This is a genomic window from Pseudomonas sp. WS 5146 (assembly GCF_012985495.1).
In the GTDB taxonomy this organism is placed as follows: domain Bacteria; phylum Pseudomonadota; class Gammaproteobacteria; order Pseudomonadales; family Pseudomonadaceae; genus Aquipseudomonas; species Aquipseudomonas edaphica.
Genome location: NZ_JAAQWL010000001.1, coordinates 565,931 through 589,979 on the forward strand (window position 1 = coordinate 565,931; position 24,049 = coordinate 589,979).

The 24,049-nt window shown below is 60.5% G+C and carries 23 protein-coding genes; 3 read left to right on the forward strand and 20 right to left on the reverse strand.

Translation table 11 applies throughout. From position 1 onward, the window contains the following. Nucleotides 1–92: 92 nt before the first annotated feature. From HBO41_RS02505 to HBO41_RS02570, 14 genes are all read right to left on the reverse strand, one after another. Nucleotides 93–1,061, reverse strand: a complete 969-nt coding sequence (locus tag HBO41_RS02505) for a GTP 3',8-cyclase MoaA (RefSeq protein WP_017138359.1) — start codon at nt 1,059–1,061, stop codon at nt 93–95. 140 nt (nt 1,062–1,201) lie between these two features. Beyond that, on the reverse strand, nt 1,202–1,870 hold the full coding sequence (locus tag HBO41_RS02510) for a TetR/AcrR family transcriptional regulator (RefSeq protein WP_017138360.1): 669 nt from the start codon (nt 1,868–1,870) through the stop codon (nt 1,202–1,204). Between the two features lie 446 nt (nt 1,871–2,316). Further along, entirely contained in the window at nt 2,317–3,102 is a 786-nt protein-coding gene (locus tag HBO41_RS02515) for a TatD family hydrolase (protein ID WP_017138361.1), read from the reverse strand. Nucleotides 3,103–3,165: 63 nt separating this feature from the next. Next, complete coding sequence (locus tag HBO41_RS02520) at nt 3,166–4,155, reverse strand: DNA polymerase III subunit delta' (RefSeq protein ID WP_099548162.1); 990 nt, start codon at nt 4,153–4,155, stop codon at nt 3,166–3,168. Continuing rightward, entirely contained in the window at nt 4,148–4,780 is a 633-nt protein-coding gene (gene tmk, locus HBO41_RS02525) for a dTMP kinase (RefSeq protein ID WP_017138363.1), read from the reverse strand. Before tmk ends, HBO41_RS02520 begins: the two co-directional genes overlap by 8 nt. 19 nt (nt 4,781–4,799) lie before the next feature. Then, nucleotides 4,800–5,936: an endolytic transglycosylase MltG gene (mltG, locus tag HBO41_RS02530; RefSeq protein ID WP_099548163.1), complete on the reverse strand. Its 1,137-nt coding sequence runs from the start codon at nt 5,934–5,936 to the stop codon at nt 4,800–4,802. Nucleotide 5,937: 1 nt separating this feature from the next. Beyond that, nucleotides 5,938–6,753: an aminodeoxychorismate lyase gene (pabC, locus tag HBO41_RS02535; RefSeq protein ID WP_099548164.1), complete on the reverse strand. Its 816-nt coding sequence runs from the start codon at nt 6,751–6,753 to the stop codon at nt 5,938–5,940. Next, nucleotides 6,753–7,997, reverse strand: coding sequence for a beta-ketoacyl-ACP synthase II (fabF, locus tag HBO41_RS02540; protein WP_017138365.1), 1,245 nt, complete (start codon nt 7,995–7,997; stop codon nt 6,753–6,755). Before fabF ends, pabC begins: the two co-directional genes overlap by 1 nt. Before the next feature lie 128 nt (nt 7,998–8,125). Beyond that, nucleotides 8,126–8,362, reverse strand: a complete 237-nt coding sequence (gene acpP, locus HBO41_RS02545) for an acyl carrier protein (protein WP_016973676.1) — start codon at nt 8,360–8,362, stop codon at nt 8,126–8,128. Nucleotides 8,363–8,554: 192 nt separating this feature from the next. After that, nucleotides 8,555–9,298, reverse strand: coding sequence for a 3-oxoacyl-ACP reductase FabG (fabG, locus tag HBO41_RS02550; protein ID WP_015885432.1), 744 nt, complete (start codon nt 9,296–9,298; stop codon nt 8,555–8,557). A gap of 21 nt (nt 9,299–9,319) precedes the next feature. Further along, the gene (fabD, locus tag HBO41_RS02555) at nt 9,320–10,258 is read right to left on the reverse strand and encodes an ACP S-malonyltransferase (RefSeq protein ID WP_017138366.1); all 939 of its coding nucleotides are present in this window, start codon (nt 10,256–10,258) and stop codon (nt 9,320–9,322) included. A gap of 126 nt (nt 10,259–10,384) precedes the next feature. Further along, nucleotides 10,385–11,395, reverse strand: coding sequence for a phosphate acyltransferase PlsX (plsX, locus tag HBO41_RS02560; protein WP_169985034.1), 1,011 nt, complete (start codon nt 11,393–11,395; stop codon nt 10,385–10,387). A 4-nt stretch (nt 11,396–11,399) separates the two neighbouring features. Next, nucleotides 11,400–11,582 (reverse strand): 50S ribosomal protein L32, encoded by a 183-nt coding sequence (gene rpmF / locus HBO41_RS02565; protein WP_004371305.1) that lies wholly within the window; start codon nt 11,580–11,582, stop codon nt 11,400–11,402. Between the two features lie 13 nt (nt 11,583–11,595). After that, nucleotides 11,596–12,126, reverse strand: coding sequence for a YceD family protein (locus HBO41_RS02570; RefSeq protein ID WP_005790551.1), 531 nt, complete (start codon nt 12,124–12,126; stop codon nt 11,596–11,598). Between the two features lie 105 nt (nt 12,127–12,231). Between HBO41_RS02570 and HBO41_RS02575 the strand changes: the two genes are divergently transcribed. Continuing rightward, on the forward strand, nt 12,232–12,810 hold the full coding sequence (locus tag HBO41_RS02575) for a nucleoside triphosphate pyrophosphatase (RefSeq protein ID WP_138449123.1): 579 nt from the start codon (nt 12,232–12,234) through the stop codon (nt 12,808–12,810). Nucleotides 12,811–12,943: 133 nt separating this feature from the next. On the opposite strand, the gene HBO41_RS02580 is transcribed toward HBO41_RS02575, so the two are convergent. From HBO41_RS02580 to rluC, 3 genes are read right to left on the reverse strand one after another with little or no spacing between them, the layout of a single operon-like run. Continuing rightward, the gene (locus tag HBO41_RS02580; RefSeq protein WP_017138369.1) at nt 12,944–13,927 is read right to left on the reverse strand and encodes a S49 family peptidase; all 984 of its coding nucleotides are present in this window, start codon (nt 13,925–13,927) and stop codon (nt 12,944–12,946) included. Between the two features lie 24 nt (nt 13,928–13,951). Then, nucleotides 13,952–14,611 (reverse strand): HAD-IA family hydrolase, encoded by a 660-nt coding sequence (locus tag HBO41_RS02585; protein WP_017138370.1) that lies wholly within the window; start codon nt 14,609–14,611, stop codon nt 13,952–13,954. Continuing rightward, nucleotides 14,598–15,557 (reverse strand): 23S rRNA pseudouridine(955/2504/2580) synthase RluC, encoded by a 960-nt coding sequence (rluC, locus tag HBO41_RS02590; RefSeq protein ID WP_169985036.1) that lies wholly within the window; start codon nt 15,555–15,557, stop codon nt 14,598–14,600. Before rluC ends, HBO41_RS02585 begins: the two co-directional genes overlap by 14 nt. Before the next feature lie 756 nt (nt 15,558–16,313). Between rluC and rne the strand changes: the two genes are divergently transcribed. After that, complete coding sequence (rne, locus tag HBO41_RS02595; protein ID WP_169985038.1) at nt 16,314–19,490, forward strand: ribonuclease E; 3,177 nt, start codon at nt 16,314–16,316, stop codon at nt 19,488–19,490. 173 nt (nt 19,491–19,663) lie between these two features. Here rne and HBO41_RS02600 read toward each other — a convergent pair whose 3' ends face one another. The 3 genes from HBO41_RS02600 to HBO41_RS02610 all read right to left on the reverse strand — a co-directional run bounded on the left by HBO41_RS02600 (nt 19,664) and on the right by HBO41_RS02610 (nt 22,707). Continuing rightward, the gene (locus HBO41_RS02600) at nt 19,664–20,251 is read right to left on the reverse strand and encodes an NTP transferase domain-containing protein (protein ID WP_169985040.1); all 588 of its coding nucleotides are present in this window, start codon (nt 20,249–20,251) and stop codon (nt 19,664–19,666) included. Next, complete coding sequence (locus tag HBO41_RS02605) at nt 20,251–21,237, reverse strand: XdhC family protein (protein WP_169985042.1); 987 nt, start codon at nt 21,235–21,237, stop codon at nt 20,251–20,253. Before HBO41_RS02605 ends, HBO41_RS02600 begins: the two co-directional genes overlap by 1 nt. A gap of 138 nt (nt 21,238–21,375) precedes the next feature. Then, the gene (locus HBO41_RS02610) at nt 21,376–22,707 is read right to left on the reverse strand and encodes a dicarboxylate/amino acid:cation symporter (RefSeq protein ID WP_017138374.1); all 1,332 of its coding nucleotides are present in this window, start codon (nt 22,705–22,707) and stop codon (nt 21,376–21,378) included. Nucleotides 22,708–23,046: 339 nt separating this feature from the next. On the opposite strand from HBO41_RS02610, the gene HBO41_RS02615 reads away from it, so the two are divergent. Continuing rightward, nucleotides 23,047–24,045, forward strand: a complete 999-nt coding sequence (locus HBO41_RS02615) for an AraC family transcriptional regulator (RefSeq protein ID WP_169985044.1) — start codon at nt 23,047–23,049, stop codon at nt 24,043–24,045. Nucleotides 24,046–24,049: the final 4 nt, after the last annotated feature.

A 24,049-nucleotide genomic window follows, 5' to 3' on the forward strand; every position in this document is an offset into this window, starting at 1 on the left:
CACCCAGGTACATCAAGTACACCGAGGTGATGCAATCGCAGGCAAGCCAGCTCCCACAAAAAGCCTGCTCCTACATTCGATTGTGTGCGGTGTTAGCCGCCGATGATCTTCATGACCGTGGCGCCGCCAGAGAAGGCCACTTCCTGCTTGTCACCCAGGGCCTTCATCAATAAACCTTGCAAGGCCGGCAGCGCCTGATGACGTGGCTGGTCCAGCAGGTCGCCCACGTAATGGCGGTTACTCGACGACAAACAGCCATGCAACCAACCGGTAGACGACAAGCGCAAGCGCGAGCAGGTGCGGCAGAACGGCACGCTTTCATTTGCGATCACGCCAAAGAAGCCCTTGCCCGGCACTTCATAGCGCACCGCCGTGGCATCAATCGGCGCGTTGGCTTGCAGGTATTCGTGATGTTCGCCGATCAGGCTGAGCAGTTGCTGCAAGCTGACGAACTGCTGCAGGAACGCATTGGAATCCTTGGCCAGGTGGCCCATGCGCATCAATTCGATAAAGCGCAGCTCGTAGCCGCGCTCCAGGCAGTAGTCGAGCAGCGGCATCACCTGGTCCAGGTTCTGCCCGCGCAACGGCACCATATTGACCTTGATCTTGATGCCGGCGGCGCGGGCCTGGTCCATGCCATCGAGCACGGTGGCCAGGTCGCCGCCACGGGCGATGCTGCGGAAAGCGTCAGCATCCAGGGTATCGAGGGACACGTTGATGCGCCGAATACCGGCGTCGACCAGCAGTGGCAACTTGCGCGCCAGCAGTTGGCCGTTAGTGGTCAGGCTGATATCACTGAGGCCCATGCCGCCCACGGCGCCCATGAAGGCTTCCAGCTTGGGGCTGACCAGCGGTTCACCGCCGGTGATGCGCAAACGCTCGATGCCGGCAGCTTCGATCAGATAGGCAACGCCACGCGCCATGGCCTCCGCCGAGAGTTCGTCCTGGGCAGCCACCAGCCGCTTGCCGTTTGGCACGCAGTAGGTACACGCGTAATTGCAGGCTGAGGTCAGGCTGATCCGCAAATTGCGAAATCGCCTGCCTTGACGATCAACGATCATGGAACACTCCGGCAGAGGATGGTTCAGGCGCGCTAAAAGCTGACTGAAAAATCAGCTTTTAGCAAGCGTCCTTGCCTGAGTATATTCCTGGGGTACTGCAAGCGGCAGCAAATCATTGCGCCATCACTGTCGGGAATAGCTTAAACAGCGGGAGCGTCGCCGCTCTTGGGCTCAGCGCTCGGCAGCTCAGTGCTGTGCTTGCGCTTGTTGCCCATGCGTACGCCAATGTCCATCAGGAACTGGAAGAAACCTTCCTGATCTTCCAGCACATTGCTCCAGAACGGCGAGTGGTACAGCGCAACGGCGCCATGTACCAATGCCCAGGCGGCACAGTAGTGGAAATACGGCGGTACGTCTTCCAGCTTGCCTTCGCTGATGCGGCCCTTGATCAGCAGGGTGAGGCGCTCGAAGTTCGAGGCGCGGATCTTGTGCAGCTCCTCGACCATTTCCGGCACCTGATGCCCCTTGACCACCTTTTCTTCCAGGCGGTCAAACAGGCGGTAGCGCTGCGGGTCACGCATGCGGAACTCGAAATAGGCGCGTGACAGCGCCTCCTTGTCCTTGTCCACATCAGCCGAATGCAACAGCTCGTTCAAATCGCGCTCGTAGTCGAGCATCAGCCGCAGGTAGATCTCGGCCTTGGATTTGAAGTGTTTGTAGATCGTGCCTTTGCCGATACCCACGGCATCCGCAATCATCTCGACGGTGACGCTGTCTTCACCTTGTTCGAGGAACAACTTGAGCGCGGTGTCGAGAATTTCCTGCTCACGGCGGCGAAACTCACGGACCTTACGGGGTTCTTTGTGCATGAGGAAGAGGTCTGCAGAGGTCGGAATTAGGGAGGGTTACGCAGGGCCACGGATACGTGGCGATACGATTTACCCGATGCAAGGGATTATCCCGACTGAACGGTCGTTGGGCAACGCCTATGTGAACCCACCGCGCACTTTAGTTTCAGCGCGCCAACGAATGGCCGGGTATCAGTCAGAAATAATACGCAACAACTACAGCCGTGCATCCGCTCAATGAGAACTCAAGCGAAGCGCGCGTATTCCAAATCTGTTTAAAAAACGACCAATCGCGACTGGACTGAATCGGATACTGATCAATACTTGAACTGTCGGCGTGACATCTCCCCCAAGTGACGCGTCGACCTGGGTACCGACGGACTGTGTGCCCTTGTTTTACTCCTAATGGTCTTAGCCCGGATTCACCCCCCAGAACCCGGGTTTTTTTTGCCTGCGATTTGGTCGCCTCAACCGGCCACGTGCGCCAGCGGAAACAGACGCTTGAAGTTCTCGGTGGTCTGCTCGGCAAAGCGCTCAACGGATTCGCCGCGCAGCATCGCCAGGTAATCGGCTACATCACGCACGTATTCCGGCAGGTTTGGCTTGCCGCGATGGGGAATCGGCGCAAGATAAGGCGAATCCGTTTCCACCAGCAGGCGGTCGGCCGGCACCTGACGCGCCACGTCACGCAAGGCGTCGGCGTTGCGGAAGGTGACGATGCCCGACAGGGAGATATAGAAACCCAGGTCCAGCGCGGCCTTGGCCATGTCCCAGTCTTCGGTAAAGCAATGCAGCACGCCGGCCTGGGGCAAGGCAGCTTCGCGCAACAGCGTGAGGGTGTCAGCGCGAGCGCCTCGGGTGTGAACGATCACGGGTTTGCCAGTCTGCCGGGCCGCTTGCAGGTGCAGGCGGAAGGAGGCTTGCTGCAGCTCGGCGGCTTCAGGCTCGTAGTGGTAATCCAGGCCGGTTTCGCCAATCGCCACCACGCGTGGGTGGTTGAGCTCGCTCAAGAGCCAATCCAGGGCCGGCGCTTCACCCGGCTTGAGGTCCAGCGGGTGGATACCGACCGAACAATCGACATCAGCATATCGATCAGCCAAGGCTTTGACGTCGGCGGCATTCTCCGCGCTCACGCCGATGCACAGGAAGTGCCCTACCCCACGCTGGCGTGCCGCTTCCAGGGCAGCGTCGAGGGAGCCGCCGTGCTGGGCGAGGTCGAGGCGATCAAGGTGGCAGTGGGAATCTACGAGCATAGGAAAGTACGACTTAATTCATGGAAAGTGTCTGGCCAACGATACACCCGTCGGCCACGGAAATTAACGCCGGCCGAGCAAACCCACCCACTGCACCAGCAGTGCTTCGAGCAACAGCACGCGGTTGAGGTTGGCTTTGCCGAGGACTTTCTGGCGCTGGGCCAAAATCCAGTCCTGGATGTTCAGCACCTTGTCCTGCGCACTTTTTTGCGCCAGGTACTGCACCACTTTGCGCATGTCCGGCAGGCCGAGGCCATTTTCGTCCTGGGTTAACTGGTAGCGCAGGATCAGGCTCGACCAGTCACAGAACCAGTCGAACAGCAGCAGCAACGGGATATCCTTCCAGGCGCCTTCGGCCAGTTGCGTGGCGGACTGTTCCTGCTTGAGCAGCTTCTTGACGCCATCCACCACCAGTGCGCGTTGCTCACGCACGCCTTGGGCCTGCAGCTTAACCGCCGCCAAGGGTGAACCGGCAGCCAGGGTCAGCAACTCGACACGCTCGTCGGCAGAGCATTCCGGCAGCGCCTGCGCCAGCCATTGCAAACTCATGGCCTCGCTCGGCAGCGGGCAGGCCTGCTGCACGCAACGGCTGCGGATGGTTGGCAACAAGCGGCTGGACTGGTGGCTCACCAGCAGCAGCACAGTGTCGCCCGACGGCTCTTCCAGGCTCTTGAGCAAGGCGTTGGCGGCGTTGATGTTCATCGCCTCCACCGGTTCGATCAGTACTACTTTGCGCCCGCCCATTTGTGCGGTCTGCACCACAAAGCTGACAAGGTCACGCACCTGGTCGACCTTGATCGCCTTATCGGCCTCTTCAGGTTCGAGCAGGTAGTTGTCGGGGTGGCTACCGGCCTTGAGCAACAGACAGGATTTGCACTCGCCGCAGGCTTCCAGGTTGATCGGTTGCTTGCACAGCAGGCTGGCCATCAGGCGCTCGGCCAGGGCGCGCTTGCCAATACCGATGGGGCCGTGCAGCAAATAGGCATGGGCATGCTGGGCGCGCCCGGCCAATTGCTGCCAGAGGCTGTCCTGCCACGGGTAGGCTTCAGCCACGGGCGCGCTCCAGAAGTTCGGGCAGCAGAGCATCGATGGCCTGCTGTACCTGCGCCAGTGGCTGGGCTGCGTCCAGTAAGGAGTAACGCGCAGGCTCAGCCTTGGCGCGCTGCAGGAACGCGCTACGGACCGCATTGAAGAATGTCGAACCTTCCAGCTCGAACCGATCCAAGCGCCCACGGGCACTGGCGCGAGCCATGCCGACTTCGATCGGCAGGTCGAACAGCAGGGTCAGGTCGGGGCGCAAGTCGCCTTGGACGAAAGCCTCCAGACTGGCGATGCGCTCAAGGGACAAGCCGCGCCCGCCGCCCTGGTAAGCATAAGTGGAGTCGGTAAAACGGTCGCAAATCACCACAGCACCCCGCGCCAGGGCCGGGCGAATCACTTCGGCCAAATGCTGGGCGCGGGCGGCAAACACCAACAGCAGCTCAGTGTCCGGGTTCATCTGTTCTTCACCCGTTGCCAGCAACACTTCACGAATGCGCTCGGCCAGCGGCGTACCGCCGGGCTCACGGGTCAACAGCACCTCGATGCCTTCAGCGCGCAAACGCTCGGCCAGGTAATCGCGGTTGGTGCTTTTGCCGGCGCCTTCCGGGCCTTCCAGGGTAATAAACAAGCCAGTCACAGGCAGTCCTTAGTCAGAGTCATTGCGGGCTTTGCGGCGCAGCGGCGTCCGGCGCTGGCTCGGCGGTTTTTTCAACCGGCGCGGCATCGGCCGGTGGTGTCGCGTCTTCCGGCGGTTTTACCGCCGGTGCCGGGCTGGAGCGATAATCGGCGCGGCGCTTGAGCTGGAACTCACGCACGGCGGCATTATGCGCATCCAGGTCATCGGAGAAAATATGGCTGCCATCGCCCCGGGCCACGAAGTACAGGCTGCTGCCGGCCACCGGGTTCAAGGCGGCATGGATCGCCTCGCGGCCGACCATGGCGATCGGCGTCGGCGGCAGGCCGGCAATCATGTAGGTGTTATAGGGGTTGGCTTCCTTGAGGTGCGCGCGGGTCAGCTTGCCGGTGTAGCGCTCGCCCAGGCCGTAGATCACCGTAGGGTCGGTCTGCAGCAGCATGCCGATTTTCAGGCGGCGCACGAACACCCCGGCGATCTGGCCGCGCTCTTGCGGCACACCGGTTTCCTTTTCTACCAGGGAGGCCATGATCAGCGCCTGGTAAGGGTCGGTATACGGTGCATCAGCGGCGCGTTGGCTCCATTCCTGGGCCAGTACATCATCCAGGCGGTTGTAGGCTTTTTTCAGGAATTCGACATCGGTCATGCCGCGCACGAAGCGGTAGGTGTCAGGAAAGAATCGCCCTTCGGGAAACACGCCAGGGTGGCCGAGCTTGTCCATCACTTCGTTGTCGCTCAGCCCCGACAGGGTCTGCACGATCTTTTCGTGTTTGGCCAGCGCTGAACGCACCTGGCGGAAGTTCCAGCCTTCCACCAATGTCAGGCTGTATTGCACCACTTCACCACGCTGCCACAAGCCGATCAGGCCTTCGGCAGTCAGGCCTGGGGTCATGCGGTATTCGCCGCTGTGCAGCGGCTGGCCTTCGAGGTTGAAGCGCCAGTACAGGCGCAACCAGAAGGCGCCATCCAGCACACCTTCGGTTTCAAGGCGATTGAAGGTGCCCGTCGGGGTTGCCCCGGCGGGTACATCCAGCAATTGTTCCTGGGTCAGATTCAGGGGCTGCTTCAGCGCAGAGTCGAGCTTCCAGGCCGAGAAGCCCAGCAGCAAGCCTGCCGAGACCAGGCTGATCTGCAGCAGTAAAACCAGTTTTCGTATCAACTCAAATTTCCAATAGCGCGCGAACAATGCCCTGCAGTTTACGGGTGAGCGGCCCAACCGACCAGCTCATCCCGGCGCAACCACGTACGGGCCAAATGCCATAAACGCTGTTGCACACGAAAACTTCGTCGGCCTGTTGCAACTGGTCCATGCTGATGTCGGCCACGGCCACCGGGATGCCCAGGGTTTGCGCCTGGGCCAGAATCTCGGCACGCATGACGCCGGCAACCCCGCAACGATTCAGATCAGCGGTTAGTAACAAGCCATTGCGCACCAGGAACAGGTTGCTGAACACGCCTTCGATGACGCGGCCGGACATATCCAGCATCAAACCCTCGGCATGTTCGGCGTCCTGCCATTCGGCGCGGGCGATCACCTGTTCAAGACGATTAAGGTGCTTGAGACCGGCCAGCAACGGCTGCTCGGCCAAGCGAGTGGCGCACGCAAACAGGCGGATGCCATCGGCTGCATGGGCCAGAGGATAAGCAGCGGGCGGATTGCCCTGCAAGATACGGCGCACGGGGACGCCAGGGTTGATGCCATAGCCGCGCAGGCTGTCGCCACGGGTGAGGATCAATTTGAGTACACCATTGCCCAAGGCTGCAGCATAGGCCAGCACTTCGCTGCGGATCAGCGTGTGGTCCGCAACCAGGGCCAGGCGCCTGCAACCCGCCTCCAGGCGTTGCAGGTGGCGGTCGAGCAGCACCGGCTGCCCGGCCTTGACGGCGATGGTCTCAAACAGGCCATCGCCGTACGCCAGGCCACGATCTTTCAGGGGCACGCTGTCCGCTGGCTGACCGTCGACCCAGCTGTGCATCACTCGGCGAACCGGCGGAACACCAGGGAACCGTTGGTGCCACCGAAACCGAACGAGTTGGAGATCACCACATCGATCGGCATCGGTTGCGCTTCGTGAGGCACGAAGTTGAGGTCGCAGCCTTCGTCCGGCTCATCAAGGTTGATGGTCGGCGGAGCGACCTGATCCTTGATGGCCATGACGCTGAAGATCGCCTCGACCGCGCCCGCCGCACCCAACAGGTGGCCGGTCATGGACTTGGTGGAGCTGACCGCCAGCTTGTAGGCGTGCTCACCGAACACCGACTTGATGGCTTCGGCTTCCGCCAGGTCGCCCGTCGGGGTCGAAGTGCCGTGGGCATTGATGTACTGCACCTGGTTGGCGTTGACCTTCGCATCGCGCAAGGCGTTGGTGATGCAACGTGCAGCACCGGCACCGTCGGACGGCGGCGAGGTCATGTGGTAGGCGTCACCGCTCATGCCGAAGCCAATCAACTCGGCGTAAATGGTGGCACCGCGCGCCTTGGCGTGCTCCAGCTCTTCGAGTACCAGCGCACCGGCACCGTCGGACAGTACGAAGCCATCACGGCCCTTGTCCCACGGACGGCTGGCGCGAGTCGGCTCGTCATTGCGCGTCGACAGCGCACGGGACGCGCCGAAGCCACCCATGCCGAGGCCGCAGGCAGCCATTTCGGCGCCACCGGCGATCATCACGTCGGCTTCGTCATAGGCAATGTTACGCGCCGCCATGCCGATGCAGTGCGTGCCGGTGGTGCACGCCGTGGCAATGGCGTAGTTAGGTCCCTGGGCACCCAAGTGGATGGACAGGAAACCGGAAATCATATTAATGATCGAGCCCGGCACGAAGAACGGTGAAATTCGACGGGGGCCGGAATCGTGCAGCGTGCGGCTGGTTTCTTCGATATTGGTCAAACCGCCAATACCCGAACCCATGGCCACGCCGATGCGCTCACGGTTGGCGTCGGTGACTTCCAGGCCGGCATTACGCACCGCCTGAAAACCGGCTGCCAGGCCGTATTGAATGAACAGGTCGAGCTTGCGGGATTCTTTGATCGAGAGATATTCCTCGACATTGAAGCCCTTTACCGAGCCGCCAAAACGGGTGGAATAGGCTGAAAGGTCCGTGTGTTCGATCAGACCGATACCACTGTGGCCAGCCAGAATGCCCTGCCAACTGCTCGGCACATCCGTACCCAGTGGCGACAACATACCCATACCGGTGACTACGACGCGTCTACGCGACACAGCACTCTCCTTTTTCTAATGACGACACTTTGCTTCGCAGCTTACTTTTCATCACCGCTTAAAGAAAAAACCGCACGCCGTTACAGCAGTGCGGTTTTTCCCTGACAGCAAGCGACGACTACAAACTATTACGCCTGGTGGGCAGTAACGTAGTCGATAGCAGCTTGAACAGTAGTGATTTTTTCAGCTTCTTCGTCCGGGATTTCGGTCTCGAATTCCTCTTCCAGAGCCATCACCAGCTCAACGGTGTCAAGGGAATCGGCACCCAGGTCTTCAACGAAGGAAGCGGAGTTGGTCACTTCTTCTTCTTTAACGCCCAGTTGCTCGGCAACGATTTTCTTGACGCGCTCTTCGATGGTGCTCATACCTTGTTTAACTCCTAATGGACAAATTCAGGCAGCTGGCCAGTGGGTAAGTGTATAGAAAGCCTTTTCAGCTTTTCAACTGAAAGCTTCACCCTCGTACCCGACCGACCACCTGCCTATAAATTAAGTTGCAGCTTTATAACGGATTTTAGACAGCTCGTATGACATTTTTTTGAAGCGATCCGTCACAATTTAACTCATGTACATCCCGCCGTTCACCGGGATTGTAGCCCCAGTCACGTATGCCGCACCGTCGGATGCCAGGAAAGTGACCACATTTGCGATCTCTTGAGCCTGGCCCAGACGGCCCAGCGGAATCTGGGTCAGCAAAGCTTCACGCTGAGCTTCCGGCAGTTCGCGGGTCATATCGGTGTCGATGAACCCTGGGGCCACCGAGTTGACCGTAATCGAACGCGAACCGACTTCACGGGCCAATGCACGGCTGAAACCTTCCAGACCGGCCTTGGCCGCGGCATAGTTTACTTGGCCTGCGTTGCCCATGGCACCCACTACGGAGCCAATATTGATAATTCGGCCCCAACGCGCCTTGGTCATGCCGCGCAAAACGCCCTTGGACAGGCGAAACAGACTGTTCAAGTTGGTATCGACCACGTCGTACCACTCGTCGTCTTTCATGCGCATCATCAGGTTGTCACGGGTGATACCGGCGTTGTTCACCAGAATAGCCGGTGCGCCGAACTGTGCAGTAATTTCAGCCAGCACAGCAGCAACAGACTCGTCGCTGGTCACATTCAGCTCAAGACCGGTGCCCTGTACGCCGTTTTCCTTCAAGGTGGCAGCAATACGCTCAGCGCCCGAAGCGGAAGTGGCGGTGCCGATCACAACGGCGCCTTGACGGCCCAGTTCCAGGGCGATCGCCTGGCCAATGCCACGGCTTGCGCCAGTAACCAGTGCAACTTTACCTTGCAGACTCATGCAGGCTTCTCCTAAAGGGTTTCAGGCCAGTGCCGCGCGCGCGGCAGCGAAGGCATCCGGGGTATTGAGGTTGGCAGTCGACACGCCATCGGCGCAGCGCTTGTTCAGGCCGGCCAGGACTTTGCCCGGGCCGCACTCGACCAACTCAGTGGCACCATTGGCAGCCAGGGTCTGTACCGACTCAACCCAGCGTACCGGCTTGTAAAGCTGCTCCAGCAGGTCGCGCTTGAGGGTGTCGAGGTCGGCGGCAACGGCCGCACTGACGTTCTGCACCAGCGGGATCTGCGGCGCTTGCCAATTGATGGCGGCGATGGACTCGGCAAAACGCTCGGCAGCCGGGCGCATCAGCTCGCAGTGGGACGGCACGCTCACCGGCAACGGCAAGGCGCGCTTGGCACCACGGGCCTTGCAGCCTTCAATGGCGCGCTCGACAGCGGCCTTGGCGCCAGCGATGACCACCTGGCCAGGGGAGTTGAAGTTCACCGCGCTGACCACTTCGCCCTGGGCCGCTTCGGCACAGGCTTCGATCACTACAGCGTCTTCCAGGCCGAGGATAGCGGCCATGCCGCCCTGCCCGGCCGGAACAGCTTCTTGCATCAGCTGACCACGACGCTCGACCAGCTTGACCGCTTCAGAGAGGGTCAGGCTGCCGGCGGCCACCAAGGCGCTGTACTCGCCCAGGCTGTGACCGGCGACGTAGGCCGGGCGCGCACCGCCTTCGGCCAGCCACAAGCGCCACAGGGCGATCGAGGCGGTCAGGATCGCAGGCTGGGTTTTATCGGTTTGATTGAGTTGCTCTTCCGGCCCTTGCTGGGTCAGTGCCCACAGGTCGTAACCCAGGGCATCGGAAGCTTCCTTGAAAGTTTCCAGGATCAGTGGATGTTGCGCGCCCAGCTCGGCCAACATACCGAGGGACTGCGAACCCTGCCCTGGAAAGACGAATGCGAGGGATGTAGACATGTAACAAGCCCCTAATGATCTGGTCGTCAAAAATGCTCGCACCGAAGGTGGGCGCGAACGAAACTGACAGATTGGATGGTCAATTGAACTGGCCGGTCACATTTAAGCACTCCCGGGCCGATTCGCCTAAGGCAACAGATCCTCAAGACGCCCGTGCAAGCGTTGCGGCAGGTTTTCCTGGATCTCGATCAATGCCCGCGCAATCGCACTTTGAAAGCCCTGCACACCTGCAGAGCCGTGGCTTTTTACCACAATGCCCTGCAGCCCCAGAAAACTCGCGCCATTATGCCGTGCCGGTGCCAGGTCGGCCTGCAGGCGGCGCATCAACGGTAACGCCAGCGCGCCGACCATGCGTGAGGCCAGGTTCTGCTTGAACAAGGCCTCGATACGCGTGGCAATCATGGTCGCCAGGCCTTCGCTGGACTTAAGCAGGATATTGCCGACAAAACCGTCGCACACCACTACATCCGCCTCGCCTCGGTACAAGCCGTCACCTTCGACAAAACCGATATAGTTCAAGCCCCGTGCGCCCTGCAACAAAGTCGCAGCCAGCTTGACCTGCTGATTGCCCTTGATGTCCTCGGTGCCGATATTGAGTAACGCCACACGTGGCCGGACCACACCCAACGCCTCAGCGGCCACCGAGCCCATCACCGCGAACTGGAGCAGGTGCTCGGCACTGCAATCGACGTTTGCACCCAGGTCCAGCAGCTGGCAATAGCCTTTCTGCGTCGGAATCGCCGCCACCATCGCTGGCCGATCAATCCCCGGCAACGTCTTGAGCAAATGCCGCGACAACGCCATCAACGCCCCGGTATTGCCGGCACTGACACAGGCTTGCACCTTGCCATCACGCAACAACTCAAGGGCCACCCGCATTGAAGAGTCGGGCTTGCCACGCAAGGCCGCCGCGGGCTTTTCATCCATGCTGATGGTTTCGCTGGCCGCAGTAACTGTCAGGCGCGCGCGATCCACCGCCGGATGGCTGGCAATCAGTTCTTCAAGTAGGGAATGTTGACCGACGAGGGTCAGGTGCAGCGAGGGCGTAGCGGACAGGCTGGCAATGCAGGCCTGAACAATGCTGCGGGGACCGAAGTCCCCGCCCATTGCGTCAATCGCGATGACTTGAGCAGACAAGTGATTACTCGTCAGCGCCCTTGTCGATCACTTTACGGCCACGGTATACGCCTTCTGGCGATACGTGGTGACGCAGGTGAACTTCACCGGTGGTTTTTTCTACGGACAGAGTGCTTGCCGTCAGGGCATCGTGCGAACGACGCATGTCACGGGCAGAGCGGGATTTTTTGTTCTGCTGAACAGCCATAATTGATTAACTCCTAAACGTTTGGGTCACGCTTTAACTGCGCCAATACACTGAACGGGTTGGACCGCGTTACCTCGTCCTCGCTCGGCTCGGCCTCGTCATCAAGGCCCTCCGGCTGCTGGCATTCTTCCGGATGATGAGCAGGCACAATGGGCAAGGCGAGCAAAAGCTCCTCCTCGATCAGTGCATGCAGATCCAAAGGATCTTCGCCCAGTTCCAGCACGTCATAACCTTTCGGCAACGACTGGGTATTCGCACCCTCTTTCACCACAGCATAACTGCATTCGCTGTGGATCGGCAGGGTGACCAGCTCAAGACAACGCTGGCAAACCATTTTGACTTCGGTGTCGATAAAGCTGTGGATTACCACAGACTTACGTTCATCTCGTTCAAAAACGAATTTAGCCTGCACCGTACCGACAGTGTCGGAAAGCGGGTCGCAGAGTCTCTCCAAATCGGCCAGCAGCACTTCACCTTGAAGGGTGGTGCCACGATCAGCCAATTTGCGCGGGTCAACGTGAGGTGGAATCGGGTCATTCAACATAGGCGCAGCATTATAGGGATGCACCCAGCCATGTCAAAGGAAATTCAGCCCTGTGCGTCAGCTGGTCGCCCCGCTAGAATCGGCGGATGCCTCGAGGAGACACCCATGCTGCCTTTATTACTCGCTTCCAGCTCGGTTTATCGCCGGGAATTGCTGGCCCGCCTGCACCTACCGTTCATCTGCAGCTCGCCGGATATCGACGAAAGCCATCGCGCAAATGAATCGGCCATTGAGCTGGTCAAGCGCCTGGCGCAAGAGAAAGCCCGCGCCCTCGCCGCCAGTCATCCAGGGCACCTGATTATCGGCTCGGATCAGGTGGCCGCGCTCGATGGCCGCATTATCGGCAAACCTCATACCTTTGAAAACGCCCGCGAGCAATTGCTGGCAGCCAGCGGCAAACGCGTGAGTTTTTTAACTGGCCTGGCGCTGCTCAACAGTGAGACGGGCCACTGCCAGGTAGATTGCGTGCCGTTTACCGTGCAGATGCGCGAACTGAATGTAGAACGCATCGAGCGTTATTTGCGTGTGGAACAGCCTTATGACTGCGCAGGCAGCTTCAAGGCCGAAGGGCTGGGTGTGAGCCTGTTTCAGAGTACCGAAGGGCCGGATGCGACCAGCCTGATCGGCCTGCCGCTGATTCGACTGGTGGATATGTTGCTGGCTGAAGGCGTGCAAATCCCCTAGGCCCACCCCAAAACCACTGTGGGAGCTGGCTTGCCTGCGATAGCGGTGGGCCAGTCACTTTCAATGTCGACTGACCCGGCGCTATCGCGGGCAAGCCCGCTCCCACATTTTGAACTACCACAAAGCTGATATTTCAGCGCAGCGTCGGGCCCTGGAAGCCCATGTAGTAGGCCAGCTTCTGCGCCACACTGGCGCCGAGTTTCTTGGAGAAGCGATCAAACGGCGATTCCTGAACAGTGAAGTCCACCAGCTCCTTCTCACCAATCACATCGCGCGCCACCGAACTGGCACTGCCCAAGCCATCGATCAAACCCAATGGCAACGCTTGCTCACCGGACCACACCAGGCCGGAGAACAGCTCCGGATGGTCTTTGTCTTTCAGACGATCGCCGCGCCCCTGCTTCACGCTGGCAATGAACTGACGATGGGTGGTGTCGAGCACGCCCTGCCAGAACTGGGTTTCATCGGCCTTTTGTGGCTGGAACGGGTCCAGGAAAGACTTGTGCTCACCCGAGGTGTAGGTGCGACGCTCCACCCCCAACTTCTCCATGGTGCCGACAAAGCCGTAACCGGCCGCTGTCACACCAATGGAACCGACGAGGCTGGCCTTGTCGGCATAAATCTGGTCAGCGGCGCTGGCGATGTAATAGGCACCCGAGGCGCCCAGATCGGAAATCACCGCGTACAGTTTGATGTCCGGGTGCAGCCCGCGCAGGCGGCGAATCTCGTCATACACATAGCCAGACTGCACAGGGCTACCGCCTGGGCTATTGATGCGCAGGATCACGCCCTTGACCTTGGGATCTTCGAAGGCTGCACGCAGGCCGCCGACGATATTATCGGCGCTGGCGGACTCCTTATCGGCAATCACCCCATTCACGTCGATTAAGGCGGTGTAGTTGTTGCCACGGGTGGCGCTTTTTTCCATGTCCATCAGCGGGCTGAACAACGCCAGCATGGCGATAAGCCAGATAAACGTCAGCAGCTTGAAGAAAATCCCCCAACGCCGTGCACGGCGCTGTTCCTGAACACTGGCCAGCAGGGTCTTCTCCAACAACTTCCAGCTTTTATCATCACCGCTTTCGGCCTTTTCGGGCGCTTTCCACTCGTCACTCATGCCATTAACCCCAGCAAAGACTTATCAGGCCCGGCTGAGCCAGGCTTGCAGTTCAGAAAAATGATCAATCGTCAGCCTGGGCTCGTATGCCTGCAAGGCTTCGGCTGCCTGAGCACCGTAGCTGACCGCCACGCTGTCCATGCCAGCATTGCGTGCCATCATCAGGTCGAAGGAAGCGTCACCCACCATCAACGCCTGACGCGGCGCTACGCCGCAATGCGCCAGGATCTGCTCCAGCATCAGAGGGTGAGGTTTGCTGGCGGTTTCATCCGCTGCACGGGTGATACTGAAATAATCTTCAAACCCGTGGGCCTTGAGCACCCGATCCAACCCGCGACGGGCCTTGCCGGTGGCCACGGCCAAGTGATAACCCTCGGCGCGAAACGCTTCCAGGGATTGCCTTACGCCGTCAAACAGCGGCGAAGGCGTGGCCTCCAGCGCGATGTAGTGATCAGCGTAATGATCACGAAAGGTCACCAGTTGCGCATCGCTGATCCGGGGGTACAAGGTACGGATCGCCTCGGGCAGGCCCAGGCCGATAATGCCTTTTACCGCCAGATCAGTGCATAACTCGAAACCCGAACGGGTCGACGCCGCGTGCATTGAGTCGACGATGCGCCCAATGGAATTGCACAGCGTGCCGTCCCAATCAAAAATCAGCAGCTTGTAGTCAGGGTGCGACACTCAAACGCTCCACGGTCTTGGCCCACATCTCATCGACCGGCGCCTGCAACTTCAGCTCGCCGCCATCGGGCAGCGGTACGGTGAGCATGTAGGCGTGCAGGAACAGGCGCTTGCCGCCCAGGTCACGAATTTCCCTGGAGAAATCCTCATCGCCGTACTTGGTGTCACCGGCGATGCAGTGGCCCGCGTGCAGGGTGTGCACGCGAATCTGGTGGGTACGCCCGGTCACCGGCTTGGCCTCGACCATAGTGGCGAAGTCACCGAAGCGGCGCAGCACCTTGAACAGGGTCAGGGCTTCTTTGCCCTCCTCGTCCACTTCGACCATGCGCTCGCCGGAGCGCAGGTTGCTCTTCTGCAGCGGCGCACGCACGCTCTTGATGGAGCTGGCCCAGTTACCACGCACCAATGCCATGTAGCGCTTGTCCACGCCATCGCCACGCAAGGCGGTGTGCAGGTGACGCAACATGCTGCGTTTCTTGGCGATCATCAGCAGGCCGGAGGTGTCGCGGTCCAGGCGGTGGACCAGTTCCAGCTCCTTGGCATCGGGTCGCAACTGACGAAAGGCTTCGATCACCCCGAACGTCAGGCCACTGCCGCCGTGAACCGCAATGCCGCAAGGCTTGTTGATCACGATCAGCTTGTTGTCTTCGAAGACAATCGACGCTTCCAGGCGCTGCAACAGGCCCTGGGCCAATGGCACCGGCTCGTCACGCTCAGGCACGCGCACCGGCGGCACACGGACGATATCGCCCGCCTGCAGCTTGTACTCGGGCTTGATCCGGCCTTTGTTCACGCGCACTTCACCTTTACGCAAGATGCGGTAAATCAAGGTCTTGGGCACGCCTTTGAGCCTGGCCAGGAGGAAATTGTCGATGCGTTGGCCGGCATATTCCGGCGAGACCTCGAGCAGCTGGACGCTGGGGGTCTGGGGGGCGGTATTCGTCATGGCGGCGATGATAACAATTTTTTATGGAATTGAAGCACTTAATCATTGCTGCTATAGTCGCGAACGCCGCCAAAAGCGGCCTGGACAGAGGACTTGCGGCAAACTGCCGGCCCTGACCATCGCAATTCATCAGGACGCGAGGCCGTCCTACGGGGCTTTTGCCACCCTGGAAGGCTCAGGATTGTAACAAGCGCAGGTGACATGAGGCCTGAAGCGAGTGCAGAAAGCAGAGTGAATACTCGCGTTCTGCGCCGATATTTACGGCCAGTTCACAAAGTGCAGTCAGTCTTGAGCCAGACCACGGCGAATGCTTCGGAAACAAAGCCTGTTAAGAGCTGAGTGAGAGCGCAGTCGCCCACACCTAGTCTTGTTTAGCCATGAGCGTGGACTCCCCATTGGAGTACACGGTAAATGCCAACCCGCTGCGGATTCTGCGCGCGGCAGCACCCGAATTATCAGGGATACGTGTAGGGTGGAGATGCACAACCGTCGGACCGTGTAGCATTAGGCTTATAAGACGCTTCATCTCGTCCACAGTCGCCGGTTGATTCCTCCTCCTGACCTTAGCTTTTGTTGAAGTGGTGCCTTTGTCACCACCGCTAACAAGCAGGACGCGTCCGTCGCGATACCGGCCCAATTGGCTCGTTATTGCTGGACACTGGAGTGGCCAACCACTCTTGACGCACCTGACACCGACCGTGAGAAGTCGTGTGTGCCGAACGCCGTTTCCGGCAGCCCGGAAACCGACGGTACAACATGAAAAGAATGCTGATTAACGCAACTCAACCCGAAGAGTTGCGTGTTGCACTGGTAGATGGCCAACGCCTCTATGACCTGGACATCGAATCCGGTGCACGCGAGCAAAAGAAGGCCAACATCTATAAAGGCCGTATTACTCGCATCGAACCAAGCCTTGAGGCTGCCTTTGTCGATTTCGGCTCCGAGCGCCACGGCTTCCTGCCCCTCAAAGAAATCTCCCGCGAATACTTCAAGAAAGCCCCCGAAGGCCGCGTGAACATCAAGGACGTCCTGAGCGAAGGCCAGGAAGTCATCGTTCAGGTCGAAAAAGAAGAACGTGGCAACAAGGGCGCTGCCCTGACCACCTTCATCTCCCTGGCCGGCCGTTACCTGGTGCTGATGCCGAACAACCCACGTGCCGGCGGCATTTCCCGTCGCATCGAAGGCGAAGAACGCAACGAACTGCGTGAAGCGCTGAACGGCTTGATTGCTCCTGCCGACATGGGCCTGATCGTGCGCACTGCAGGCCTGGGCCGCAGCAGCGAAGAAATGCAGTGGGACCTCGACTACCTGCTGCAACTCTGGACCGCCATCAAAGAAGCCTCCCTGGATCGTTCCGCGCCGTTCCTGATCTACCAGGAAAGCAACGTGATCATCCGCGCCATCCGCGATTACCTGCGCCAGGACATCGGCGAAGTGCTGATCGACAGCGTTGAAGCCCAGGACGAAGCCCTGACCTTCATTCGCCAGGTGATGCCGCAGTACGCCAGCAAGATCAAGCTGTACGAAGACAGCGTTCCGCTGTTCAACCGTTTCCAGATCGAAAGCCAGATCGAGACCGCCTTCCAGCGCGTGGTCGAACTGCCTTCCGGCGGCTCCATCGTGATCGACCCGACCGAAGCCCTGGTGTCAATCGACATCAACTCGGCGCGCGCCACCAAAGGCAGCGACATCGAAGAAACCGCCCTGCAGACCAACCTGGAAGCGGCTGAAGAAATCGCCCGCCAGTTGCGCCTGCGTGACATCGGCGGCCTGATCGTGATCGACTTCATCGACATGACCCCGGCCAAGAACCAGCGCGCCGTGGAAGAAAAAGTCCGCGAATGCCTGGAAGCTGACCGTGCCCGCGTACAGGTCGGCCGTATCTCGCGCTTCGGCCTGCTGGAAATGTCCCGTCAGCGCCTGCGTCCCTCCCTGGGCGAGAGCAGCGGCATCGTCTGCCCGCGTTGCAACGGCACCGGCATCATCCGTGACGTTGAATCGCTGTCGCTGGCGATCCTGCGCCTGATCGAAGAAGAAGCCCTGAAAGACCGCACCGCCGAAGTTCGCGCGCAAGTGCCGATCCCGGTGGCCGCTTTCCTGCTTAACGAAAAACGCAACTCGATCACCAAGATCGAACTGCGCACCCGTGCCCGCATCGTCATCCTGCCGAACGATCACCTCGAGACGCCGCACTTCGAAGTGCAACGCCTGCGTGATGACAGCCCGGAAGCCCACAGCGGCCAGTCCAGCTACGAAATCGCTGCTGCCGCTGCCGAAGTGGAAGAAGTCCAGCCAGCCGCCGCGACCCGCACCCTGGTTCGCCAGGAAGCGGCCGTTAAGACCGCACCGGCACGTGCCAACGCTCCGGTACCGACCGAAGTGGCTGCACCGGTTGCCGCGCCGGCCGCCATGCCTGAGCCAAGCCTGTTCAAAGGCCTGGTGAAGTCACTGGTCAGCCTGTTCGCCAGTAAAGAAGAGCCTGCTGCGCCGGTTGTGGTTGAAAAACCGGCCACCGAGCGCCCGGCCCGCAACGAAGAACGTCGCAACGGCCGTCAACAGAGCCGTAACCGCAACGGTCGCCGTGACGAAGAGCGCAAGCCCCGCGAAGAACGTGCACCGCGTGAAGAACGCGCACCACGTGAAGAGCGTGCACCTCGCGAAGCCCGTGAAGAGACCCCGACTGTAGCCCGTGAAGAACGTGCACCGCGCGAAGAGCGCGCGCCACGTACTCCGCGCGCCCCACGTGAAGACCGCAAGCCACGTGGCGAGCGTGAAGAACGTGTGCGTGAACTGCGCGAGCCGCTGGACGCCGCACCAGCGGTAGCTGCCGTCGCTGCCGAAGCCGCCAGCGAAGAACGCCCGGCTCGCCAGCCGCGTGAAGAACGCGCCCCACGTGAAGAGCGCCAGCCGCGCCCACCGCGTGAAGAGCGTCAACCACGTGCCGAGCAAGCCGCTGCCACCAGCGAAGAAGAAGTGCTGACCGGTGAAGAGCAACTGCAGGAAGACGGTCAGGACAACGCCGAAGGCGATCGTCCACGCCGCCGCTCCCGTGGCCAGCGTCGCCGCAGCAACCGTCGTGAGCGTCAGCGTGATGCCAACGGCAATGTGATCGAAGGCTCGGAAGAGACCGGCGAGAACGGCGAAGCTTCAACCGCAGAACCGACGGGCGCCGAACTGGCTGCCGGCCTGGCTGTGACCGCCGCAGTTGCCAGCACCGTGATCAGCGCACCGGCTGAAGCCCAGGCGCATGAGCAAGCTGAACGCGCTACCGCTGCTGTTGAAGAAACGGCTGCTGCAGAAGCACCGGTTGCCGAGACGCCAGTGGTTGAAGCTCCGGTTGTTGAAGCGCCAGTCGTCGAAGCCACTGCCCCGATCGAAGCCCCAGTGGTTCCGGAAGTGGAAGTTGCCTCGCCAGTGCGCGACGTTCAACCAGAAGTCGAAGTGACTGCTGTCGAGCCTGCACCGGTAGTCGAGCCTCAGCCAGTGGTTGAAGCCGTCGTTGAAGCGCCGGTTGTCGAGGAAGCCGCCCCGGCAGTGCGTGAAGTTCGCGAAGAACAGACCGCCTTCCAGTGGACTGCCGAACCAGCTGCACCGGTTGAAGCGCCAGCACCTGCTCCTGTGGTGGAAGAAGCGCCTGCACCGGTTGCCGAAGTGGTTGCCGAGCCCGCCCCAGTCGTTGAGCCTGCACCCGTGGTTGAAGCGCCAGTGGTTGCCGAAGTCGCAGCGCCCGTGGTTGAAGCCGCGCCTGCCAGCGCCCTGACCGAAAACGGCCGTGCGCCGAACGACCCACGTGAAGTGCGTCGTCGCCGCAAGGAAGCTGAAGCCGCCGCTGCTGCAGCCGCTGCCGCACCGGCTGCCGAAGCGATCGAGGCTCCAGCCCCGGTTGAGCACAAGGCCTTGGAAACAGAGCACGAGCCTAAACCCCTCGTCTGATTCCATCCGCTACTAAAAAGCCCCGCCTGAGTGATCAGGCGGGGCTTTTTTATGGGCGTTCAACTTTTGCCTTGTGGAGATCAAAGGTGGGAGCTGGCTTGCCTGCGATAGCATCACCGCAGCGTGTCTGACACACCGAGGTGCCTGCATCGCGGGCAAGCCCGCTCCCACAGTTAGTCCGCGCTGAAACTCAATGCTTGCGGCAGGTCCACATCCCACAGCACACCGGGATCTTCCACTCGCACCTCCTGCACACTCGCCTGGGCGAATAACGGCTTTGCGCCACGATCACCGCTCAATGCCATCATTCGCGGCCCAAGCGCCCGGCCAAAAGCCACCGGATGCCCGTATTTACCCGCCTGCACCGGCACACTGATGCCATCGTCCTGGACCGCATCAACCACCCGCTCAATGGTCGACGGCTGAATAAACGGCATATCCCCCAACACCACCAACCAGCCATCGGTCTCACCACTGGCTGCGACAGCCGCCGCGATGCTGTCACCCATACCGGCCGATTCGAGCAGCAAGACTTCACAGCCATACGCCTTGGCCAAGCGAATAACGGCCAGGCGGTCCGGCGAAGTGACCAGCCAACGCCTTACAACGCGCCCTGGCAAACTCATCAACACCTGCTCAATCACTGGCCGCGTTACGCCGTCAAGCCCGATGCAATCAGCCAGCAGCTTGTCTTGATCAGCTCCGGCCGCAGCGCGAAAGCGACTGCCCTGCCCCGCCGCCAGCACAATCGCCGTCACCATTACTCAGCCTCCACCGGCAACGGTTTCTTCTGCATCGGTGCCACGCCATTCTTGATCGCGACAATTTCCGCCATCAATGACAGAGCAATTTCGGCCGGCGTATGACTACCGATATGCAGACCGATCGGCCCATGCAGACGCGCGATCGCCTCCGCCGACAATCCCAGCGCCGCCAGGGTTTCCCGGCGCTTCTGCGTATTGACCCGCGAACCGAGGGCGCCAATGTAGAACGCCGATGAGTTCAGCGCCGTCAGCAGCGCCATATCGTCCAATCGAGGGTCGTGCGTCAGGCAGACGATGGCCGTGCGCTCATCCGTCTGGATATTCAGCACCGCCTCATCCGGCATGCCGGGCACAAAGCGGCCATGCTGCTCTTCCCAGCCGTAGACGAATTCTTCGCGCGGGTCGCAGATCAGCACTTCGAAATCCAGCAGGCGCGCCATTTCAGCCACGTAGCGCGACAGCTGCCCGGCGCCGATCAGCAGCAAACGCCAACGCGGGCCGTAGATAGCCCGCAGGCGCTCGCCATCAAAGGTCACAATGTCGGTCTTGGCCGCGCCGCTCAGGGTCACCGTGCCACTGCTCAGGTCCAGTTCACGCGCGACGATCTGATGGTCTTCGCAGCGCGCCAGTAGCTGTGAGACCCAGCCAAATTCATCCACGCGTTCCTCAGTCAGGCGCAACGTGCCGCCGCACGGCAGGCCGAAACGCGCCGCCTCATCGCGGGTGACGCCATAGGTCACCAACTGCACCGGCGGGCCATCCTCCGGCAAGCGGCCATCCTGCAAGCGCGCGATCAAGTCGTCCTCGATGCAACCACCCGACACGGAGCCGATCACCACGCCATCGCCACGCAAGGCCAACATCGCCCCCGGCGGGCGTGGGGCACTGCCCCAGGTCTGGACCACGCTGTACAAAACTACTCGGTGCCCGGCACGGCGCCATTCGAGCACGCTGCGCAGGACATTCAGATCCACACTGTCCATCAGGTCTCCTACGGCGAATGAAGTATTCACTTACTGTAAAGCAAGCAAAACCCAAAGCGCCACGCCAGAAACGCAAACGCCCCGAACCAGTCGGGGCGTTTGCAGGCTTTGGGTGTTGTTCACACCTTGGGCAATTTTTTACTTGATAGCAGGAGCAGGGCCTTCAGCCACGCCCAGGTCATCTTCCGGGCGGGTGTCGGAGATACCGGTGCCGCCGGACGCCAGCTCGCTGTGCAGCTTGTCGGTGTCCAGCTCTTTAACCCACTTGGCCACAACGATGGTGGCAACGGCGTTACCGACCAGGTTGGTCAGTGCGCGGGCTTCGGACATGAAGCGGTCGATACCCAGGATCAGCGCCAGGCCGGCAACCGGCAGGTGGCCTACGGCCGACAGGGTCGCAGCCAGCACGATGAAGCCCGAACCGGTCACGCCTGCAGCGCCTTTGGAGGACAGCAGCAGCACCAGCAGCAAGGTAATCTGGTGGGTGATGTCCATGTGGGTGTCAGTCGCCTGGGCGATGAACACGGCAGCCATGGTCAGGTAGATCGAAGTACCGTCGAGGTTGAAGGAGTAGCCGGTCGGGATCACCAGGCCTACTACGGATTTCTTCGCGCCCAGACGCTCCATCTTGATCAGCATGCGTGGCAGTGCGGATTCGGAGGAGGAAGTACCCAGAACGATCAGCAGCTCTTCACGGATGTAGCGAACCAGCTTCAACACGCTGAAACCGTGCGCACGGCAGATGGCGCCCAGCACCACCACCACAAACAGGATGCAGGTGATGTAGAAGCAGATCATCAGTTGGCCCAACTGCACCAGGGAACCTACGCCGTAGGCACCGATGGTGAACGCCATGGCGCCCAGGGCACCGATTGGCGCGAGCTTCATGATCATGTTGATGATGTTGAACATCACGTGGGCGAAGCGATCGATAAAGTCCAGCACCGGCTTGCCGTAGGCACCCAGGCGATGCAGGGCAAAACCAAAGATCACCGAGAACATCAGCACTTGCAGGATGTCGCCGTTGGCGAAGGCACCGACGATGGTGTTCGGGATCACATTAAGGATAAAGCCAACCACGCTCTGGTCTGCACCAGCGGTCACGTAGGCCGCGACTTTAGAGGCGTCCAGGGTTGCCACGTCGATGTGCATGCCGGCGCCCGGTTGCACAACGTTAACGACGATCAGGCCGATCAGCAGAGCAATGGTGGAAACAACTTCGAAGTACAGCAGCGCGTAGCCGCCGGTTTTGCCCACCGATTTCATGCTTTGCATGCCAGCGATGCCGCTGACAACGGTGCAGAAGATGATCGGGGCGATGACCATTTTGATCAGCTTGATAAAGCCGTCACCCAGTGGCTTGAGGGCCACACCGGTCTGCGGGTAGAAGTGACCGAGCAAAATACCGATAACGATTGCGACGATCACCTGGAAATACAGGGATTTGTAGATTGGCTGACGAGTCGTCATTGCAAAGTTCCTCAATCGCACCGTGTGACAAAGATCCGCCATTGCCCACGACACTTGAATTGCGAACCCTCCTGCACTGGAGGGATTTGTTGTTTGCGAGGTCTGTAGGAATAAACCTGCGCTGTAATCCTTATCGCAAACGCCGTGCCACTTTGCTCAAACTGTCTGAAGGCCTTTAGACATCAGGGCCGAGGTCCATGGCCACGCCATCGACGCCGTCGGTGAGGTGGCGGAATTCCGCCCACTCATCCCCTCTCGTCCTACAATTTGGCGGATATCCGCCTTGTCGCCCCACCCGGTGATGGCTAACATCCGCCACTCCATGGACGAGGCCCTCACATGCGTGAACGTACCATCGCCAGTCACTATGCCCGCGCCGCCCTGGGCGGTGCGCGCCGCGCGGGTTACGACTATTCGGGCCTGCTGCTGCAAGTGGGCATCACCCCGGAACTGCTGAGCGAACCCCGCGCCCGCATCGCCCCCGAGCAATTTACCCGGCTGTTGCAAATGCTGTGGCTGGGGCTGGACGACGAATACCTGGGGTTTGCCGAAGGCCCGAGCAAGCGCGGCACCTTCGCCATGATGTGCCACGCGCTGATTCACTGCCGCACCCTGGAGAAGGCTCTGGAACGCGGCTTATTATTTTATAGCCTATTCCCGCAGGGTCCGCGCTGGCAGCTGACCAGAGAAGGCGATTTGGCCCGCTTGAGCCTGGACGATTCGCAGCTGTGGGACCCTGACCACTTTCTCAGCGAGTGCCTGCTGGTGATCTGGCATCGCCTGGGCAGCTGGTTGATCGGCCAGCGCATCCGGCTACAGCAAGCCACGTTCAGCTATCCGATTCCGGTCCATGCGGGCGAATATGACCTGCTGTTCCCCTGCCCTCAGGTATTTGGCGCGCCGAACAGCAGCCTGGTGTTTCCCGCCCGTTACCTGAGCCTGCCGTTGTTGCAGGACGAGCGCACCCTCAAGCACTTTCTCGAGCGCTCGCCCGCTGACCTGTTGTCGCGACCGGATGAGGGCGACAGTTTAAGCAGCCAGCTGCGCCGCTTGCTCAGCCGCGACCGCACGCCCTGGCCGGACCTGGAGGCCGTCGCCCAGCACCTGCACATCAGCCCACAAACCCTGCGCCGGCATTTGCGTGAGGAAGGCACCAGTTTTCAGGCGCTCAAGGATGAGTTGCGGCGGGACATCGCCATTTACCACTTGGGGCGGGCGGATTTGTCGTTACAGGAAATTGCCGAGCAGTTGGGGTTTTCTGAGCCGTCGGCGTTTCATCGGGCGTTCAAGAAGTGGACCGGATTGACGCCGGGGGCTTACCGGGCACAGGAGAGTTAGAGGT